Origin of the sequence: Photobacterium sp. TY1-4 (genome assembly GCF_025398175.1) — a bacterium.
Lineage (GTDB): Bacteria > Pseudomonadota > Gammaproteobacteria > Enterobacterales > Vibrionaceae > Photobacterium.
Window position 1 is genome coordinate 1223183 of sequence record NZ_CP099735.1, and the last position, 20210, is coordinate 1243392.

Consider the following 20210-nt stretch of genomic DNA (forward strand, 5'->3'; position numbering starts at 1 on the left):
TGACGCAGAGCAGAGATCACACAAACCATAGTTCGCACAGACCACAGGTCGCAGCACAACCATCAGGCAGCCAACACGCTTGCGCATCGGTTTCTCAACCTGAGCACCAATCATCAGCAGCCACGAGCTTTGGTCGCGAACAATTTTATTTGCGAACACTTTGCTGCGAATACTTGGTTGCGAACACCTTGCTGCAAACATTTTGCTGCGAACACTTGGTTGCGAACACCTTGCTGCAAACACTTTGCTGCGAACACTTGGTTGCGAACACCTTGCTGCAGTGAACACTGAGTTGCGAACAAATGACTGGGAAAACATGCATGCCGCAATCGCGGCCAAGACGAAGTTACGCCCACTAACCCTGAAAATCCAAACTTAAAAAAGAATGTCAGATGTTAGTTGTTCATCGTGGCGTAAACTCCTGGGGAAATGATGGCGCTATTGTAGCCAGGCTTTTCCCCTCACTGCAAATCGACTGACCCGAACTTGCTCAATATTCGGCTCAGTTCACAACTTTGAGCCCACAATTGAGGCGGCGTCCAGCCATCGAACCGGAATTCCGGTGTGATGAGGCCACAGAATCAGCGTCTTTCCCTTCCCAAGCGCACCGAGTTTTTTTAATGTTTTTCTCAACAAGTTGAAAAGCGACGGAAAGTGACGAGGTTTAGACGGCCTTTTCACGACACAGAAGTACCAGACACGGAAGTACCCCACATGCCTTTACCGGATAACATACCGCTTGCCCTCATTGAAGATGATGAGATTGTGCGCCAGGCCACCAGCCAGTGGTTACAGCTCGACGGATACCAGGTGCTGGAATTTGCCGATGGCAATTCGGCCCTCAATCAGCTTCCCCCCGGATTTCCGGGGATCATCATCAGTGATGTCCGGCTGCCGGATATTGACGGGATGGCCTTGCTGCCCAAACTTCTGGCGCGCCATTCGGGGATCCCGGTGATCCTGATCACCGGTCACGGCGATGTGGATATGGCGGTCAGGGCGCTGCGTGACGGCGCCTTTGATTTTGTCGAAAAGCCGTTCGATCCGGCCCGGTTACTCGACACCGTCGCCCGTGCCTGCGAAACCCGTCAGCGCCAGCTTGAACAGCAGGATCGCGACCAGTATCTGGCACAGGCACAAGGACTGGAGAAAATCCTCATCGGCCGCAGCGATGCCATGGTTCATCTGCGCCAGCAACTGCTGAAAATCGCCGCTATCGATACCAATGTGATTATTTACGGCGAAACCGGCTGCGGCAAAGAGCTGGTTGCCCATTGCCTCCATCAGGTCAGTCCGCGAAACCGCCACGAGTTTGTCCCGCTTAATTGTGCAGCGATCCCGGAAAACCTGTTCGAGAGCGAATTGTTCGCCACGAAGCCGGGGCATTTACCGGGGCGGTCAAACGGCGGATCGGCAAGCTCGAATATGCCGATCAGGGCACCCTGTTTCTCGATGAAGTCGAGAGTATGCCGCTGAATATGCAGGTCAAAGTGTTGCGAGCCTTACAGGAAAATACCGTTGAGCGGGTCGGCGGCAATACACCGATCCACATCGATCTGCGGGTGATCGCCGCCGCCAAGGAAGATCTCCATCATCATCCGGAATTTCGCCAGGATCTGTTCTATCGTCTCAATGTGGCTCAGCTGTATCTGCCGCCGCTGGCCGAGCGCGGCGAGGATATCCTGCTGCTGTTTGATCACTACATTCACCAGATGAATCCGGACACCCGCTTGCCGAGCCCGAGTGACCAGCTTGCGCTGATGCGCTACGCCTGGCCGGGCAACGTCCGTGAGCTGAAAAATATCGCCACCCGGTTTGCCCTGGATGCCAGCTTGACCGTCGGAGAGATCCTGGCATCCCGGCCGAACCTGACCACTGAGCCTTCCAAAGCAACCCTGCCACTGGCCATCCAGGTGCAGAACTTCGAACGCAAAGTGATCCACGAGTGCCTGCAACGCCATCAGGGCAGTATTATCGATGCCATGGATGAACTGGATCTGCCACGCCGGACCTTGAATCAGAAAATGCAGAAATACGGCCTCAACCGCAGCGATTACACCTGAGCCCCCGAACCGCACGCCCGCGGTTTCTCTGCACCGGGCCGTCGGCAAAAAATCGCCGATGGCCCGTGACCCAATTTGCAAGCACCCTCACACTTTCGCGCCGAAAACACCAACAACTCTGTAACAATCCACCATGATTCCATGCAAGCATCGGCTGTTTTTTGCTTATCGGTTCGACGTCAAATGAGCAATTTTTTGCTCATCCGCGACGAAAAATTAATTTAATTCATATTTATCAGTCACTTAAATTTTGGCACCTGTTTTGCTATTCCTGTTTTGCTATTGAAGCTCAGCACCTGTTACAGAATTGATAATCCCAGGTCGGTACTTTTACGAGACCATTTATCCAATCCGGCCGCTTACATGGAGCGTATGTGTATGTTGAAAAAGACCTTATTGAAATCCCTGGTGATCGCGACCACCCTGGGCCTTGCGAGCGCCGCAACTCAGGCCGCCGAGAACCGCAGCTATATCATGGCGACCGCGTCCACCGGCGGTACCTATTATCCGGTCGGGGTCGCCATTGCAACCCTCAGTAAGATCAAGCTCGAGCCACAGCACCATTTTTCACTGGCTGCCATCAGCTCCGCCGGATCGGGCGAGAACGTGAAACTGCTCAATGAAAACGAAGCCCAGTTTGCGATTCTGCAAGGTCTGTACGGCGCCTGGGCCTGGAATGGCGAGGGCGGCTTCAAAAACAGCGGACCGCAGAAAGATCTCCGCTCCGTCACCATGCTGTGGCAAAACGTCGAGCACTTTACCGTCCGAGCCGATCTGGCCAAAACCGGCACCATTGCGGACCTCAACCAACTGGACGGCAAGAAATTTTCCATCGGGAAGAAGAATTCCGGCACCGAAGGGTCGGGACGTCAGATCCTTTCCGGCCTGAACATCAACCCGGATAGCTTTAACCTGGCCTACCTCGGCTATGGTGCCAGCGCCGATGCACTGCAAAACGGTGCGATTGACGGCATGAACACCCCGGCAGGCGTACCGGTCAGTGCGGTGACCCGCGCGTTTGCGGCCATGGGCGAAAAAATCAAGCTGCTGTCTTTCACCGACGCGCAGCTCAAGCAAGCCAACAGCCAGTACAACCTGTGGTCCCGCTACACCATTCCGGCCAATACCTATCCGGGTCAAACCGAAGCGGTCAACACCATCACCCAACCGAACTTCCTGGCGGTGCGCAAAGACATTTCAGACGATGATGTCTATCTGCTGACCAAGGCGATTTACGAGAACCTGGCGTTCCTCAACGGTATCCACAAAGCCACCAGAGCCATGGCGATTGAACAAGCCATCAACGGCCTTCCGGTGCCGCTACACCCGGGCGCAGCGCGCTTCTATCAGGAAATGGGGATCAATGTCCCATCTGAGTTGATTGCCCAGTAATTGCCGACCCAGTGTTCCCCGGCGGCGACGGCTCTCGCCGTCGGGGTTGAGGAGCCGACCATGAGCACGACCACAGAACAAGAACTCCAGCAGTTTGAACTGCCGACCCGAACTGATTTTCCCTGGCTGACCACGACAATCACGGTCATCGGGGTATTCCTTTCCGCCCTGCATATCTGGTTCAACACCCTGGCCACCCTGCCCGAGCTCTGGGTCTCGGCCACCCACTTCGCCGGTTTTGCGATTATCTGCGCCCTCTGGTACCCCGCCCATCGCAGCCTGAAACAAAGCAAGCTGGCCCTGGGCGGTGATCTCCTCATCGCTCTGGCAGCGTTGGCCTGCCTGATTTATATTCCGCTGGCGGAAGATGCCCTCTATGCACGCGGCGTGAAGTTTGTCGCCAGCGACTGGTTCTTCTCTCTGCTATCCATCGCCATAGTCCTGGAGCTGATCCGCCGCACCATCGGCTGGTTTATTCCGGTCCTGATTATCCTGTGTCTGAGTTACGTGGTGTTGTGGGGCCAGTGGGTCTCCGGGATTTTCCACTTTCCGGGCCTGAGCATGGAAACCTTGCTCTATCGCAGCTTCTTCAGCTCGGAAGGCATGTTCGGCTCAATCTCGCGGATCAGCTGGAGCTTTGTCTTCATGTTCATCCTGTTCGGGGCCTTTCTGGTACGCTCGGGCGTCGGGGATTACATCATTGATGTCTCCCGTGCCGCGGCCGGAAAAATCATCGGCGGTCCTGGCTTTATTGCGGTGATCGGCTCCGGCCTGATGGGCTCAGTCTCCGGCTCCAGTGTCGCCAATACGGTTTCAACCGGGGTGATCACCATTCCGTTGATGCGCAAAGCCGGATTCCCGGCCCGCTTTGCTGCCGGGGTCGAAGCCGCAGCCTCCACCGGCGGTCAGTTAATGCCTCCGGTGATGGGCGCAGGCGCCTTTATCATGGCCTCCTACACCCAGGTGCCGTATGTCAGCATCGTTGCGGTTTCTGTCGTTCCGGCGCTGATTTACTTCCTTTCCGTCGCCTTCTTCGTGCGCATTGAAGCCAAGCGCAGCGGCGTTCACCAAGTCACGACCTCAACCGAGCCGCTGCTCAAAGTGCTGCTCTCGGGCTGGCATAACCTGATCCCGCTGGCGGTATTGGTCTACCTGTTGGTGAGTGGCTTTACCCCGACTTATGCCGCCGGGATTTCCATCATCTCCGTGATTGTCGCGTCCTGGCTCTCGCCAAACAAAATGGGGCTGACCGCGATCATTGAAGCCATGGCTCAGGGCGCCCGGAATATGGCCACCACAGCCGTGCTGCTGATCGGTATCGGACTGGTGATCAATGTGATCAGCACCACCGGGATCGGCAACACCTTCTCCCTGATGATCAACGACTGGGCCGGCGGCAGCCTGCTGGTGATGCTGTTACTGATCGCCCTGGCCTCGCTGATCCTGGGCATGGGCCTGCCGGTGACCGCAGCCTATATTGTCCTCGGCACGCTGTCTGCCCCGGCATTGTATCAACTGATGGCAGAGAGTCAGCTGATTGAGATGATGGTCAACGGTCAGTTGCCGGAGCAGGCTCGCGCTATCTTCATGCTGGCCGCACCGGATCAGCTGGCAGCGCTGACGCAACCAATGCCCGCGGCGCAAGCCCAGGCACTGCTCGCCATGGTACCGGCCGATTTTATGGGGACTCTGCTGGAGCAAGGGCTGGGAATGGAAAAAGTCGCGCTGGCGCTGCTGGCCGCCCACCTGATCATCTTCTGGCTCTCACAGGACAGTAACGTGACACCGCCGGTCTGCCTGACCGCATTCGCTGCAGCAACCATTGCCCGGACCCCGGCAATGCGCACCGGCCTGACCGCGTGGAAAATTGCCAAGGGCCTGTATCTGGTGCCGCTGCTGATCGCTTATACCTCGCTGGTCAGCTGGGACTGGGTCTCGGTATTAAGCGTCGGCATTTTTGCCGTCTTCGGCACCTACGCCTTGATCGCGGCTATAGAAGGCTACCTGGAAGGCACGCTAAACTGGCTGTTGCGCATCGCCCTGATCGCCATCGGCCTGGCGCTGGTCTGGCCGGAAATTCCGCTGGTGATCCGCTTGGCCGCGACCGCTGCCTTTATCGCGCTGTTCGTGTTCACGGGACGTCAGGCACGGCAGGAGGCAATAACCGCTGCCCCGTCTTCGCCAACGTCATCAACCACATCGTCTTCAACGTCATCAAGCTAGACTGGCAGGGAGCATTGATCTGTGACTAAAATTTATGACTACATCATTGTCGGCGGCGGAATCGTCGGCATCTCAACGGCCTGGCAGCTACGCCAGCGCCATCCGGATAAATCCATCCTGATGGTGGAAAAAGAAGACGGCCTGTCCCGTCACCAGACCGGTCACAACAGCGGCGTGATCCACGCCGGGGTGTATTACGCGCCGGGCAGCCTGAAGGCCAACTTCTGTAAAGCCGGGGTCGAGAAAACCCTCGACTTTTGCCACAAACACCAAATTCCGGTGGAAAACTGCGGCAAACTCCTGGTAGCAACCAATGCGCAGGAAGTCGAGCGCATGCATGCTCTGTTTGAGCGTTGCCAGCAAAACGGCATTGCCGTCGAATTATTGGATCAGGCCGGATTGGCAGAAAAAGAGCCCAACATCACCGGGCTGGGCGCCATTTGGGTGCCTTCGACCAGCATCGTCAACTATCGCCAGATCACCGAGAAAATGGCCGAGGAATTTCTCGCGCTTGGCGGTGAAATTGCCCGGCGCACGGAAGTCGTGGGGCTGGCGGAAGACGACCGCCAGATCACTGTTTCGTGTAAAAGCGACGGGCAACCCCTGACGCTGCACAGCCGCTTTCTGATCAGTTGCTCCGGCCTGATGGCCGATCGCCTGACCAAAATGCTGAACCTTGACACCGATTTTCAGATCATTCCCTATCGCGGCGAATACTATCGTCTGGCGCCGAAATTCAATCAGATCGTTAATCACCTGATCTATCCGATCCCGGATCCGGACCTGCCGTTTCTCGGCGTCCACCTGACCCGGATGATCGACGGCAGTGTGACCGTCGGACCAAACGCGGTGCAGGGCTGGAAGCGGGAAGGTTACGGCCGGTTGAACTTCAGCCTGAAAGATATCAGCGAGATGCTGCGTTTCAGCGGCTTCTGGAAAGTCACGGCCAAACACCTGAAAACCGGCCTGATTGAAACCAAGAATTCATGGTGGAAACCGGGGTATCTCAAGCTGGTCAATAAATACTGCCCGCAGATCCAACTCGGGGACTTGCAGCCGTATCCGACCGGGATCCGCGCCCAGGCGGTGCTGAAAGACGGTACTTTGGTGCATGACTTTTTGTTTGCAGAAAGTCCGCGCAGCCTGCACGTGTGCAACGCGCCGTCACCGGCGGCGACCTCGGCGATCCCGATCGGCGAATACATTTGCGGCAAGGTCGAAGCCAAGGTGGGTGATATCCCAAAGGAAGCGGCAGCGGAGCCGGCGTCTGAATCGGCGGCTGAACCGGTCTGATCGCCCTCAGCTCCCATAATCAAGCGCTCAGGCGTTCAACCGTTCAGGCGGGCATATCGTCCGCCTGAACGTCCCGTTTGCTTTCGTCACGCTCTGATGCCGAGGGCCTGCACTCAGGCCGCGTATCGATTGAGCGGACAGCGATAAATCAAATCGGCATAGCGGCGACCACCAATCTCATAGGCATCCGGGATCCGCTCCACGAACGCAAAACCGCATTTCTCCAGCACCCGGCACGAAGCATCATTGCCTTCGGTCACCGTGGCCGTCAGCGCCGTCATTCCGATCTGCCGGGCATAACCGACCACCGCCGAGAGTGACGCCGTGCCATACCCTTTGCCCTGATGGTCCGGCAACAGCATAAATCCGACTTCCGCTTGCCCGGCAGCGGTTTCATCCGGTAAAAAGCCGGTGATCCCGACCGGCCGCTGCGTGTCCTTTTCGATCACCACCAAGCACAACCAGTGTGCAGCGCCGGGCTGCCAGGGCGGCAGGCGGCTGGTAAATTTCATTTCCAGCTCAGCAAACGGCAGCGGATCCCCGACATATTTCATCACCGTCGGTTCTTGCTGCAGCTCAGCAAACAAAGGCCAGTCCGTGGGTTGGATTTGGCGCAGATGTAACTGCGGCGTATTCAATTCGAGCATATCTTTCCTTGATTCAGACATCACAAGCGATAAATGATAGTCTTAACACGGCAAGGGCACTGAAATCCAGTGCAACCAAAGACATATCGGCAATCATATTTCTCCGGCCGCACCACTTCCGAGGTCAGGATCATCCGCCACCTTTACAGGAGCCCCCGTGTCGCATCTGAATCGCCTGTCCATCCGAGCCTATACCCACCAGACGCGCAGCCACTACCATGAGTACCACCAACTGGTACTGCCACTGCATGGCACGATTGAAATCAAAGTCGGGGCCTATCACGGCAAAGTCAGTCCGGGAGACGGCGTCACGATTCAGGCCGGTGAGCAGCATGATTTTCGTGCCCGGGAGCAGGCCCGGTTCCTGGTTGCCGATTTAGCCCGGTTGCCGGAAAATCTGCGCAATACCCCGTCAGCCAAGTTTACGGTCAGCCCGCCGCTGCTGGCGTATTGCCAGTATATCGGGGTGCAGCTGGCGCATCAGGTCAACCCGGTCTTAGAACAAGCCACCTTTGACTTGTTCTGCCTGTTACTGGCCGAGCAAACCTGCCCGTATAAACGCGACCCGCGGCTGGAGCCGGTGATCGAAGCCATCACGCGCGATCTCAGCGCCGAACATTCCCTCTGCACGCTGGCCGCTCTTGCCTGCCTGAGCCTGACCCAGTTTAAGAAAGTCTTCAAAGCCAGCACCGGCCAGACGGCGCAGCAATACATCACCCGACTGCGGATGGAAAAAGCCAAAGCCTTGCTCACCCACACCGACCTGCCGGTCCGGTTGGTGGCCGAGCAAGTCGGCTACCGGGATCTATCTGCGTTCAGCCGTCGCTTTCACCGCTATTACGGCCAGCCGCCCTCGGCATTCTCGACCTGACCTTTTGTAGCTGCGCTTCTTCAACGGGCCTTCTTAACTGGCTCTTCTCGACCCGCTCTTCTCAACCAGCCCTGCTTAGCCAGCTCTTCTTAACCAGGCCCCCAGTAACACAATCAGCTTTCCGGCCAACAAAAGCGGCTTTTCAGCACAACAAGATAACCCGAAAGGCCCTAAGATTTTGTCATCTTGAACACTTAAAGGAACAATCAGATGGCAACCATATTCGGTATTCTGGCCGTGCTGTTGTGGGGCATGCTTGCCCTGCTCGGCACCCTGACCACGGGGATCCCGCCTTTTCAGCTGCTCTCAATCTGTTTTTTCATTTCAGCGCTGCTGATGTTCGGCAAACGCCTTTGTCGTCGAGAGCCGGTATTTGCCCGGCCTCGTTTAACCCGGCCCCAGTGGCTCTTTGGCATCATCGGTTTGTTTGGCTTTCACTTTTGCTACTTCCTGGCGTTACGGCAGGCACCCGCCATTGACGTCAGCCTGATGGTCTATATCTGGCCGTTGCTGTTGGCCTTGTTCGTCGCCAACCGCCAAACGGCGGGCAGAGCTATGGTCGGCGGATGTCTCGGGTTTGTCGGGATTGCGTTGATTTTCCTCGGCGACGGCAGCCTGGCGCTGGATCAGGCCCACTGGACGGGCTATCTGCTGGCTCTGTGCTGCGCGCTGATCTGGTCCGGCTATTCCTGGTATCTCTCGCGCTCAGATAACTCAGTTGAGGACATTGGCTGGCTGTCGGCGGCTGTGGCGATCCTGTCTTTGCTGGCGCATCTGGGGCTGGAAAACGGTCACTGGGAATTGAGCGGCACAGAATGGCTCGGCGCACTGTTGCTGGGTCTGGGACCGGTCGGCGGGGCGTTTTACTTATGGGATCTCGGGCTGAAACGGGGGAACAAGTCCCTGCTGGCCTCACTCAGCTTCAGTGCCCCGCTGATCTCTTCAGTACTACTAGCACTGGCCGGGCTTCATAGCTGGTCGATTAATATTGTCATTGCGCTGGGTTTGATTCTGACCGGCGCACTGGTGAACAACTGGCCCAAGCGTGTCCGGCGTCTGTCCCAACCTGAGAGCGCTTAAGACGCAGTGATCGTGGCTCATCCGGCTCCCCTTTCCCATCGTCCAGCCATAAAAAATCCCCGGCCAGTTGACCGGGGATGATTTGCGGAACGCCAAGCGTATCGTCGCTTAGAACTGAACCTGGTAGTTCAGAGTATAAGTGCGGCCACGGCCTTTATAATCAAAGACTTCCGCTGGTGCGTAGTAAGTGTACCAGCCCCGTGCACGTTGTCCCCATACAGTACTGTAGTCTTCATCCAGCAGGTTCTGGATCCCAAAGCCCAGGCTACCCACCGGCAGCGCGACCGTCCCCACCAGATCAAACACGCTGTAGCCGTCAACCTTGCCTTTTGCATCATCGGTCAGATCAAACAAGGTCTGGTTCTGTAGTTTCACCGCGTAGTCGTCTTCATACCAACCCAACCAGGCACCGGCTTTTGACGAACTGGCGTAACGGATCGACAGCTTCTTCCACTCACCGTCGCTGTTCTGCTGCTCAGACTTGACGTAGTGACCATTCACCCCGGCCTGGAGTTGATCGGTCAGCCAGTAAGACGCCATCGCTTCCGCACCGTAAATGCGTTTTTTGTCATCCAGAACGTTCACGTTCAGGGTCTTCTTGTCAAACTTCACCACTTTGTCTGACTGAGAGTAGTACAGCGCCGCTTGCAGGCTCAGCGCATCCTCCTGCATCCGGTAGCCGATCTCGTAGCTGTTGGTCTTGATCCCTTTCATCTTGGAATCGTTGACGTTCACGCTCGCGGTCAGCGGGTAATGGCCGTTGGCATCCGCCGCGCCGTAAGTCCCGACACCGTAGTATTTCGCCGGATCAGACAGGTCAAAGCCCTGGGAGAAGTTCGCCCACACCTGACTTTGCGGGGTGAAGCGATAGATGGTGCCGACATTGAACAGACCAATGTTGTAGTCGGTTTCGCCACCCGGTACCGCGTCAGCTGAGCTGCCCTGGCCCAGCGCAATTTGTTGCTGGATATCGGCGCTGACAAAGTCATCAACCTTGTTATCCATGTACTGATAGCGATAGCCACCTTCAACGGTCCAGTCGTCCGTGATATCAAAACCTGCCTGAATAAAGCCGGCGACAGACGACACTTCGGTGCCCGGGTAACGACCAATGGTTGCCATGGTGCGATTCACCAGACCACCGCTTGCATAGCTGGTTTGCGGATCAAAAATAGCCTGGTTACTCTCCAGCTTGTCGATGTAGCTGTCGATCCCGTAAGTCAGGGTCAGGCGATCGAAGGATTTGATCAGCGCGGCACGTAAGCTCAGCACATCCGTGGTCTGCTCAGACGCTGCCAGGTATTTCCCGTAGATAAACGGAATAAACGACAGCTCTTCGCTACGGTAAGAAGCCTGCATGATCAGCTCGTGCGACAGGAATTCAGCGTCGTGATAGCTGGCGTTCAGCATCACCCGCTCCGTCCCGCCCTGGCGATCCGACTCGAAGCCTTTGCGCACATCAATCAGGCTGGTGTCCGGCTTATTCCCGGTAATATTTTTCGGCGCTCCGGCCAGATCTTCGCCAAAGTAAATGCCGTACGGGCTATCTTGCTGGCTATTGTAATATTGAGCTAGCAGGCTCAGAGTGCGGGTTTCTGACGGCGTGATGGTCAGGCTCCCCATCACATCCACCATTTCATTGTATTGCAGAGAGCCCTGCGTAATATCCGGTACCACGATATCGCCATTGGCATCGTAGTAACCGCGGGTTTCCCCGTAAACCACCGACGCACGGCCTTTCACCCGCTCATTGCCGCCGCTGATCGACTGTGCCAGTTTGTAATCAAAATCATCGCTGCTGTTCAGGCCCGAGGTGGTGCTGACATAGCTTTCAAACTGCAGTTCATCGCTGTCCGCCTGCTTGGTCACAATGTTGATCACCCCACCGGTCGCACCAGCGCCGTAAATCGACGTAGCTCCGGATAGGACTTCGATGCGCGCAATATTGAACGGGTCGATCGAGTCCAGCTGGCGGCTGATTGAGCGCGAAGAGTTCAGCGAAACGCCGTCAATCATCACCAGCATCGCGCGGCCACGCAAGTTCTGGCCATAGTTGGTGCGGCCCTGGCTGCTGACATCCAGTGAAGGCACCGCCGCGGCCAGGATTTCACCCAGGTTTTTACCGCCGCGGTATTCCTGTTCAATCTGCTCGCTATCGACGTACCAGACCGTTCCCGGAATATCCCCGATGCTTTTCGGTGCATGGCTGGCCACTACCACCATGGTTTCATCGACCGCTTCCTCTGCAACGGCCTGAAGGGAATAAGCCGAACCGGCCAGTGCCATGGCGGCAAGAAGCGGTTTGACCACGAACGTCCTTGATTGCTTTGATTTCATTTTGATCACTTCTTTTTAGAATTACATGAGTTGAAGAGCCCGCAGGAAACCTGCGTAAATCAGGCCGTCAAATTCGCAACGACCAATTGAATTTGTGCTTCGGCGGTGCGGCGATGACAGGTCCCGCACAGCTTTTCGCCCATACCGGGCAGGGTGTATTTCAAACAGCAACTCTGGCGCCGGGGAACACAGACATGGCGTTCTGCCACTTCCAGCGGCAGCCATTCCAGTCCCGATTGCAACGACGGCGAGAGGCTGCGGAAGAAATGGCTGACATCCTGGTGTACCGCCCGCCCGTCCACTTCCGGAAAGCGAACCAGCTGACTCCAGGGCGAGGCAATGGCCAGCGCGCAATTGCCCCAGAACACCTGCGGCGCAACACCGAACCGACGGCGAAACAGCGCGAAAAACTTTTGGGTCAAATCATCCAGCCAGGGCAGAAAATCGCGAACATCCCCGTTACTCGTGGCATGACGCCATCCCAATTGCCACTGCTGGGTGTCGAAAACCAGACGCTCTTTGCGCTGCAATGGTGAACGGTTTGTTACTCGGAAATAGGCCACCAGCGGAGAGAGAACTGCGGCCATCAGCCGTTTCTGTACCAGCGTGGCAGCCACTTTTTGTGTCGGGGCCTGCTCACGAACCTGAAATGCTTCGATCTGTTCGGCAATCCAGGAACCTTCCAGCAACGCTTCCAGGGTCAGGCAATTCGGGCTGCTGAGTGCTTGCCAAGTCCAGGCCGGATTAAGCAACGCCATCTTGTCATGGGTACTGTCGGCCTCCGCGAGCATAGGAAACACGTTTTCAAAACTGACCTGCATGCCGTTTTCTGCCCCCTGCTTACGCTGATACTCTCGGCTTTCGTTGATAGCTGCTTGATACTCAACAGCTTTACATTCTAACCTGGTCGCAAATGCTAATCAGTCTTATTTGTTAATGCAAATGATTTATAACCCTATTAACATCAAGATCATTGAACCCATCCTCGCTCAATCATCCGTTTCATCAACAAAAAAGCCGACAAGATGTCGGCTTTTGATAACAATTAATTGAATTATCATTTACTTTCGCAGCAGGTAGAGGAAATAGCCGCCGCCGATCACCGAAGCCAGTAACCCCGCCGGAAACTGCCAAGGGAACCACAGATTGCGCCCGACCCAATCGGCCAGCATCATGATATTGCCCCCCAGCAGGCAGGCCACCACCAACTGTTGCCGGGCAGAATACTGCCCCAGCGACCGCGCCATATGTGGGGCCAGCAGACCGACAAAACTCAGCGGGCCGACGACTATCGTCGCCAGCGCCGTCAGCATCGCCGCCAATAACATCAGGGCCTGACGGACCCGCTGACAGCTGAGGCCAATCGAGCCGGCAATCACTTCACCCAGGCTGATCACATCCAGCCAGCGCTGAAGCAACAAGAGTGCGCCGCCAATCAGCACCACGCCGGCAAGCATCAGGGCCACATCCTGATCGGCTACCAGATACGTCGAGCCGGACAGCCAGGTCAACAGCGCTTTGAGGTTCTCCTGCCCGGAAGACATCGCAATGCGGATCATCGCATCGAGTGCGGCACTGATCCCGATCCCGGTCAGCAACATCTGTGTCGGAGCGAACCGGTGACGCCGACCACTAAGCCAGATCAGGCCCATGACAATCAGGGCGCCTGCGGTGCCCAGCGCCATCTGCTCAACCCGCTGGACCGTCCAGCCGGCCATCGCCCCCAGCACCAACGCGAGGGCCGCCCCGGCGCTAATGCCCATCACTTCCGGGCTGGCCATCGCATTCCCGGTCACCCGCTGGATCACCGTCCCCGCCAGGGCCAGCCCCATACCGGCCAGCAGCGCCACCAGAACCCGGGGCAAACGCAAATCCAGCAGGGTCTCAGACACGCCCCATTGCCATCCGGCCGGACTGTTCCCTGCAAACGTCGCCAGCAGCAGTACACCTATAGTCACCCCACCCAATACCATCAGCATCATCCGGAACGATCGCGGGTGATAATGGCGGGTCGGCTCTTCTTCTGCTTTCAGGCTGGAGACAAACGCCTGACGGTGCAGCAGCCACAGCAGAAACGGCGCGCCAATCAGGGCCGTCACCGCACCGGTCGGCAACAGCTCACCGCCGACCCCGGAAAGCGGCTGGATCACCAGATCAGCGATCAACAGCAACATCGCGCCCACGCCGCTGCTGAACAGCAGCCGACTCCACAAGTGCCGCGCCCCCAACAACTTCGCCAACGCCGGGGCAACCAACCCGACAAAACCGATGATCCCCACCTGGCTGACAATCCCAGAGGTGATAAAGATCCCCAGTCCAAGACTGACCACCCGCAGATGCGCAACTTTCACGCCTACTGAGGAGGCGACTTCCTCCCCCAATTGCAGCACCGACAGCGGGCGCAACAGCAGCACCAGGATCCCGGCCGGGATCAGCAACAGGGGCAGCAGCGACATCACACCTTGCCAGTCGTTCTGATTCAGCGCCCCGGCGCCCCAGATAAACACGCTGGTTAACTGCTGCTCATGGATCAGCAGCAACATCATATTGAGCGAGCCGAAAAACAGGCTGACCACCATCCCGGCCAGCACCATCTGCAAAGGAGCAAATCCGCGCTTGGCCGTCAGCAGAAAGACCAGCAAAGTCGCCGCGACGCCACCGAGAAAGGCAAACCAGTAATGGCCGATCCCCAGTGATGCCGGAACAAACAACAGGCTGGCAGCCAGGCCCAGCTCGGCACCCGCCGCAACCCCAAGCGTGGTCGGCGATGCCAGGGGATTACGCAGCACGTACTGCATCAGACACCCGGCCACCGCCAGCCCGGCACCACACAGCAGTGCCATCACCAGCCGCGGCAGGAACGTGAAATGAACGATGATCTGGCGATAGTCCGTTTCATCGGGACTAAAAAGCGCATTCAACCATTGATCGGCACTGAGCGGATAAGGCTGGGCGCGATAGAGCAATACCCCCAGTACCAGCATCAGCCCGCCGCCGATCCAGCGTTGTTGTCGCGCCGGAGCAATCTTGCCCGGCGCCGTTTCGATTCCCTGCATCATCAGCCCTGCGATCCGGTCAGCAACAGCTGGGTCACCTGATCACTGAGACGCTCCGCAGCCTTCAGGCCGCCAAACGACCAAATCGCCGGCAACTCATAGACCCGCTGCTCCCGGCTGAAGGCCAGTGCACGCCACAACGGCGTTTTGAACACGGCTTGCTGCACTTTGGCATCAACCGGGCCGAAATACACCACGCTGGCTTGCTGCAACGGCGCTAGTTTCTCCATCCCTGCAGACGAAAAGCCCCACAGGTTGGTGTCCTGATGCCAGCCACTTTCAAGCCCCATGCGGGTGAGCGTGTTCACCGCCAGGGAGCCTTCACCGTGAATCCGCAAATGTTTATCGCCGATAAACCGCACCAACAGCAGCGGATGGCTGGCTTTGCCGGCCGCCTTCAGACGCTGGCCGTTTTGCGCCAGTTTTTCACGTGTGGCAGCAATCACTTGCTCCGCTTGCGCCTCGCGATCAAACAGGGCACCCAGCTGACGGGTCATGGCTTCCGCCTCCTGGTACGGCGCTTTTTTCTCGGAATAGACCGAGTACACCAGCGTCGGCGCGATGGCCGACAGCTTCTCGTACGCCGGGGCCAGGTGTTGACTCATCAGGATCACATCCGGCTTGATCTGGGCCAGCAGCTCCAGGTTCGGCTCACGACGCGAGCCGATATCAACCACGTTCTGCGGCAACACTGGCACGCTGACCCATTCCCGGTACCCCGCAACGTCGGCAATGCCTTGCGGAGCGACGTCCAGCGTCAGCAGGGTTTCGGTCAACACCCAATCCAGGGACACCACCTTTTTCGGCGGCGTTGAAAACTCCGCGGTTCCCAGCTCGTGCTGGTAGGTTTTCGCCGCAACCCCGGCGCTGAACATCAATAAAATTGCAAAAATCACACGCATTTGTCGTTTCCTTTCTTAGCGTACATAACTGATGGGCTGACCGGTTTCCGGATGGGTAAACAGTCCGAGCGGCACCCCGTAAACCGATTCCAGGACCGTCTCTTTCATCAAATCCCCCGGCGCGCCGGAAGCCAGCACCGCGCCCGAGTGCATCGCGATGAGATGGTCGCTGAACCGCGCTGCCATGTTGATATCATGCAGCACCATAATCACCGTCAGCCCGAGGCTCTGGTTCAGTTCGCGGATCAGCGACAGCAACTCATACTGGTGCGCGACATCCAGCGCCGAGGTCGGCTCATCCAATAAAATACACTGACTGCGTTGGGCCAGCAGCATCGCCACCCAGGCGCGCTGGCGCTCCCCGCCGGACAGGGTACTGACAAACCGGTTGGCAAATTTCACCAGCCCCACTCGCTCAATGGCGTCATCGACCAGTTGCTCGTCTTCCGCAGAGTAGCGCCCCAGCGCCCCTTTCCAGGGATAGCGACCAAAGCGCACTAATTCGCGTACCGTTACGCCGTCCGTCAGGGGCGGATGCTGCGGCAGATAGGCCACTTTCAGGGCAAACTCACGGGCATTCAGTGCCCCAACCGGCTGCGATTGCAACAACACCTGGCCCTGACTGGGTGCCTGCTGGCGGCTGAGCAATTTGATTAATGTGGATTTCCCACTGCCGTTATGGCCCAGCAGGGTGGTCACCTGCCCCTCGGCAAACGACAAGGATGTCGGATGAAGAATGGTTCGCTCACCGGCCTGGAATGCGGCATCGACTAAGGTAAACATCTTGGATTTGTGTTCTCCGTGTCTGCTTCAAGGAGCCGGTTTTTCCCTTACGGCCTAACAACCTTGATATAAATAGCAATTATTTGTATTTTCATTGTAAAAAATATCATTACCGCTGTCATTCACTGACTGATCAAGCTGAGATCTCTCCACCATGGCGAATGCTCCTACAACCGATACTCCCGCCACGGACCTCCCCCGTGGAGCCCGACCTTTGTTCATTGCCGCCATTGCTGCCCTGATGGGGATCGGCCAAAGCAGTTTGCTGGTTTCTCTCCCGGTGCTGGTCGAACAGTCCGGGCTCAGCCTGAGCACCTGGTCGGTGTTGATTGCCCTCGGCAGTGTCTTATTTTTGCCTGCCGCGCCGTTCTGGGGACGGATGAGCGATCGGATCGGCCCCAAGCCGGTGGTGCTCACGGCATTGTGCGGGTTACTGGTGAGTTTCGGCGGGTTACTGGTCGGAGTGATTCTGGCCGGGCAGAACCGCTGGCCGGAGGCTGGGATCATTGCCGGTCTGGCGCTGGCACGGGTTATCTACGGCTGTACCGTGGCCGGAATGGTCCCGGCCGCTCAGCACTGGGCCATCGCCAGTTGCGGCGAAGTCCACCGGCTACAGGCCGTCACCACCATCAGCGCCGGGCTGAGCACCGGTCGCCTGGCCGGTCCGTTGCTGGCGATGCTTGCCATTACCTGGCATCCGCTGGCGCCGTTCGCCCTGATGACGGTGTTCCCGGCGATCGCGCTGGTCCTGGCACTGCCCTTGAAGGCACCGGCGCTTCCGAGCGCCCCGTCACCGGCCGACACAGCCAACAGTCGGCCCGGCCGTGCGTTACTGCCTTTCCTGCTGACCGGCGCTGCGCTGGGCTGCACAATTTCCTTGCTGCAATACACACTCTCGCCGCTCCTGGCGGCGCTCACGACATGGTCGACCCCGGAAATTACCCGCGCGATCGGGCTGTTACTGACCCTCAGTGCCGCGGTGACCCTGCTGGTACAGCTCACCGCGCTCAAGAAACAACACCTGCACAGCCACACCCTTTATCGCGGCGGTGCGGTCGCGCTGACCCTAGGCTTTGCCCTGTGTCTGTTTCCGTCCTGGATGGCCCTGATCCCGGCCATGGCCATCCTGTCGGCAGGCGCCGCCATGCTGGTACCGGCCTACACGACCCGGGCCACCCAGGTCCAATCCGGCGGGCATGGCCTAGTCGCCGGGTATCTGGCGATGTCCCATACCGTAGGCTACGGGCTGGCCGCATTGCTGGCAGCAACCAGCAGCTATTCAGTTCAGTTGCCGATCGGGCTCTGCCTCGGCTTTGCCGGCCTGATCCTCGGGATCGCCATTCGAGCCAGCCGCTAAGGCCTGTTGCAGGACCAGCGTAAACGTCATCCCGGGTTGGCGCACACCACGCGCATCCGCGTTGTTTGCCGCGCTGATACTGCCTTGCATATCCCGCATACTGTTGGCGGTGATCGACAGCCCCAGCCCCAGACCTTCACCCATTTTTTTGCTGGTCTGGAATGGCTCAAACATACTGCCCAGCTTGTCCTCGCTGATCCCGGTGCCGTTATCGGTCACCTGGATCACGAGCTGAGCCCCTTGTTCGGCCGCCGAGACCACCAGGCTCGGTGCCGCCGTTTCGGCCATCGCATCCAATGCGTTGCTGATCAGGTTGCCCAGCACCTGCATCAAACGTTGCGGCTCCCCCAGCACTGCCGGCAGCTGAGCCGGGATCCGGATCCGAACCTGCACCCTGTCCAGCCGCTGCTGATGAATGCGCAGCACTTGCTGCAACGCTTCGGGCAACGACGTTGGCCGTAACTGTTCCGGCCGGTTGAAGGCAAACGTCTTCAACTGGCTGGTCATGTTCGCCATTCGATCCAGCAAGATATTCACCAGTTGGGTGTTAGCCATCAGCCGCTGGGTCTCCCCCCGCTCGATTAGCAGCGCGTTGCTCGAGAGCAAGGTTTTGAGCCCGGTCAGCGGCTGGTTCAGCTCGTGGGTAATGGCGCTCGACATTCGGCCCAGAGCGGCCATTTTGCTGGTCTGCACCAGCTCTTCCTGCGCCGCCTGCAACGCTTTGGTCCGCTCCTGTACCCGTAATTCCAACGATGCATTGGCCGCCCGCAAGGCAGTTTCGGCCTTCTTCCGTTTGCTGATATCGATCACGGTGATCAGCGACTGGGTCTCGCCATACCAGGGCAACGTACTCAGCGAAAACAGCACCGGAAAGCGAGAGCCGTCGCTGCGCTGGGCCATCGCCTCCACCCCGGAGATCTCCCCCCACTCCTGGGGTTTGGTGAGATTTTTCAACAGCAGCATGACCGTCGAGTTACCGGTATGGGTTTCAAATAACTGCCAGGCCAACAGATGGCGGATCATTGAAGGCGACAGGCTGAAATAACGCATGGCCGTCGGGTTGATTTCACTGATCTTGCCCCGGCTGTTGACCAGCAACAGTCCGACGTGGGTTTTGCTGAACATCCGGCGCAGCCGGGCTTCAGATTCAGCCACCAATTGCTGCAACTGCTGCCTGGAACGCAGTTTCTGCCGCCGCTCAGCCACGAACAGTCCAAGCCCTAGCAGGGCAATAAAAATCATCGCCGCACTGATCCCGAACCAGAACACGGTTTGATTCAGTTCGGCCAACGGGGTGAGGTAGTAAATATTCCAGTGCAGATCATCAAGCGCCACCGTTTGCACCAGATACGATGCCTTACCAAGTTGCCAGGTTGCCAGATTGGCCCCGCTGTAAAGCCGGATCGCCTGCATGGGATTGTCGGACCAGCTTTTGGCCGCGTCATTAAGCCATGCGGCACTGAATTTCTGGCTGCTGGAGAGGAAAAAGGTATGGGCCGGATCGCTGATCAGCACCAGCTCATTTTCTGCCAGCCAGGACTCCGTCAGCGTGCCGAGCCCCACTTTCACCACCGCAATACCGATGATCCCCGACGGCGTGTTTACCGGGGCGGCGAGAAAATACCGGGCCTGGCCGTCCACCATTTTGCTGAGGGTCACCACATCCCCACCCTGCTGGCGCAACGTGTCGGCTATCAACCGGCCGTCGGCATCCCGCCAATGAGCCGGCTGCTGGCTGGACGCGACCAGATCCCCCGCCGCGGTCAGGATATACCAGCCTTTGGTGTTGGCGGCTTTATCGAGCTGAGCCAAATACAGCGAAACCTGCGCCCGGACTTCCTGCTCACCGGCCAGCAAGCGGCGGCTGTCCTGGTGCTCAGCCACCAGATAAGGCAAATAGTGATAGCGCTGCAATGCCCGGCGAATATCGCCGACATAACTGAGCAGCCGATCCTCCCCGGCCGTCTGCGCTGCTTCCAGCAACCATTGACGGCACAACTCACGGGTTGCCTGAACACCGGCGGCCATCAGTAACACAACCGAGACAACCACTAGTAATCGTTTCATTCGACGGGACAACATCATTCCTTGATCCACGCAATACCATGCCCCCAGTGTGCTGGGCGGAGGGCGTAAAGTCGAGCAACGCCCGGCATAACAACAAGCTAGGTCACTGTCTGTGTGTCGAGAAACGGCTTACCGGGGG

The 20210-nt window shown here is 57.8% G+C and carries 13 protein-coding genes and 1 pseudogene; 7 read left to right on the forward strand and 7 right to left on the reverse strand.

Features of this window, described 5'->3' with window-relative positions; genetic code table 11:
- Positions 1 to 714: 714 nt before the first annotated feature.
- The 4 genes and pseudogenes from NH461_RS22365 to lhgO all read left to right on the forward strand — a co-directional run bounded on the left by NH461_RS22365 (position 715) and on the right by lhgO (position 6971).
- Positions 715 to 2063: pseudogene (locus NH461_RS22365) on the forward strand (sigma-54-dependent transcriptional regulator).
- Positions 2064 to 2441: 378 nt separating this feature from the next.
- Positions 2442 to 3455 carry a TAXI family TRAP transporter solute-binding subunit gene (locus NH461_RS22370; protein WP_261603171.1) on the forward strand — a complete coding sequence of 338 codons (1014 nt, stop codon included), beginning with the start codon at positions 2442 to 2444 and terminating at the stop codon, positions 3453 to 3455.
- Positions 3456 to 3515: 60 nt separating this feature from the next.
- Positions 3516 to 5678, forward strand: coding sequence for a TRAP transporter permease (locus NH461_RS22375; protein ID WP_261603172.1), 2163 nt, complete (start codon positions 3516 to 3518; stop codon positions 5676 to 5678).
- Positions 5679 to 5699: 21 nt separating this feature from the next.
- On the forward strand, positions 5700 to 6971 hold the full coding sequence (gene lhgO / locus NH461_RS22380; RefSeq protein ID WP_261603173.1) for an L-2-hydroxyglutarate oxidase: 1272 nt from the start codon (positions 5700 to 5702) through the stop codon (positions 6969 to 6971).
- 113 nt (positions 6972 to 7084) lie between these two features.
- On the opposite strand, the gene NH461_RS22385 is transcribed toward lhgO, so the two are convergent.
- Positions 7085 to 7618 carry a GNAT family N-acetyltransferase gene (locus NH461_RS22385; protein ID WP_261603174.1) on the reverse strand — a complete coding sequence of 178 codons (534 nt, stop codon included), beginning with the start codon at positions 7616 to 7618 and terminating at the stop codon, positions 7085 to 7087.
- A 157-nt stretch (positions 7619 to 7775) separates the two neighbouring features.
- On the opposite strand from NH461_RS22385, the gene NH461_RS22390 reads away from it, so the two are divergent.
- Entirely contained in the window at positions 7776 to 8489 is a 714-nt protein-coding gene (locus tag NH461_RS22390) for an AraC family transcriptional regulator (RefSeq protein ID WP_261603175.1), read from the forward strand.
- A gap of 210 nt (positions 8490 to 8699) precedes the next feature.
- Positions 8700 to 9569, forward strand: a complete 870-nt coding sequence (locus NH461_RS22395; protein ID WP_261603176.1) for a DMT family transporter — start codon at positions 8700 to 8702, stop codon at positions 9567 to 9569.
- 108 nt (positions 9570 to 9677) lie between these two features.
- On the opposite strand, the gene NH461_RS22400 is transcribed toward NH461_RS22395, so the two are convergent.
- From NH461_RS22400 to NH461_RS22420, 5 genes are all read right to left on the reverse strand, one after another.
- A complete protein-coding gene (locus tag NH461_RS22400; RefSeq protein WP_261603177.1) occupies positions 9678 to 11906 on the reverse strand; it encodes a TonB-dependent receptor in 2229 nt (742 codons plus the stop codon).
- A 59-nt stretch (positions 11907 to 11965) separates the two neighbouring features.
- Complete coding sequence (locus NH461_RS22405; RefSeq protein WP_261603178.1) at positions 11966 to 12727, reverse strand: (2Fe-2S)-binding protein; 762 nt, start codon at positions 12725 to 12727, stop codon at positions 11966 to 11968.
- A gap of 240 nt (positions 12728 to 12967) precedes the next feature.
- Positions 12968 to 14890 (reverse strand): Fe(3+)-hydroxamate ABC transporter permease FhuB, encoded by a 1923-nt coding sequence (gene fhuB / locus NH461_RS22410; RefSeq protein WP_410000146.1) that lies wholly within the window; start codon positions 14888 to 14890, stop codon positions 12968 to 12970.
- 74 nt (positions 14891 to 14964) lie between these two features.
- A complete protein-coding gene (locus tag NH461_RS22415; RefSeq protein ID WP_261603180.1) occupies positions 14965 to 15864 on the reverse strand; it encodes an ABC transporter substrate-binding protein in 900 nt (299 codons plus the stop codon).
- A gap of 15 nt (positions 15865 to 15879) precedes the next feature.
- Entirely contained in the window at positions 15880 to 16647 is a 768-nt protein-coding gene (locus NH461_RS22420) for an ATP-binding cassette domain-containing protein (RefSeq protein WP_261603181.1), read from the reverse strand.
- Between the two features lie 214 nt (positions 16648 to 16861).
- On the opposite strand from NH461_RS22420, the gene NH461_RS22425 reads away from it, so the two are divergent.
- Positions 16862 to 18004: an MFS transporter gene (locus NH461_RS22425; protein ID WP_261603182.1), complete on the forward strand. Its 1143-nt coding sequence runs from the start codon at positions 16862 to 16864 to the stop codon at positions 18002 to 18004.
- Here NH461_RS22425 and NH461_RS22430 read toward each other — a convergent pair.
- A complete protein-coding gene (locus tag NH461_RS22430; protein ID WP_261603183.1) occupies positions 17927 to 20071 on the reverse strand; it encodes an ATP-binding protein in 2145 nt (714 codons plus the stop codon). The genes NH461_RS22425 and NH461_RS22430 overlap by 78 nt on opposite strands.
- Between the last annotated feature and the right edge of the window lie 139 nt (positions 20072 to 20210).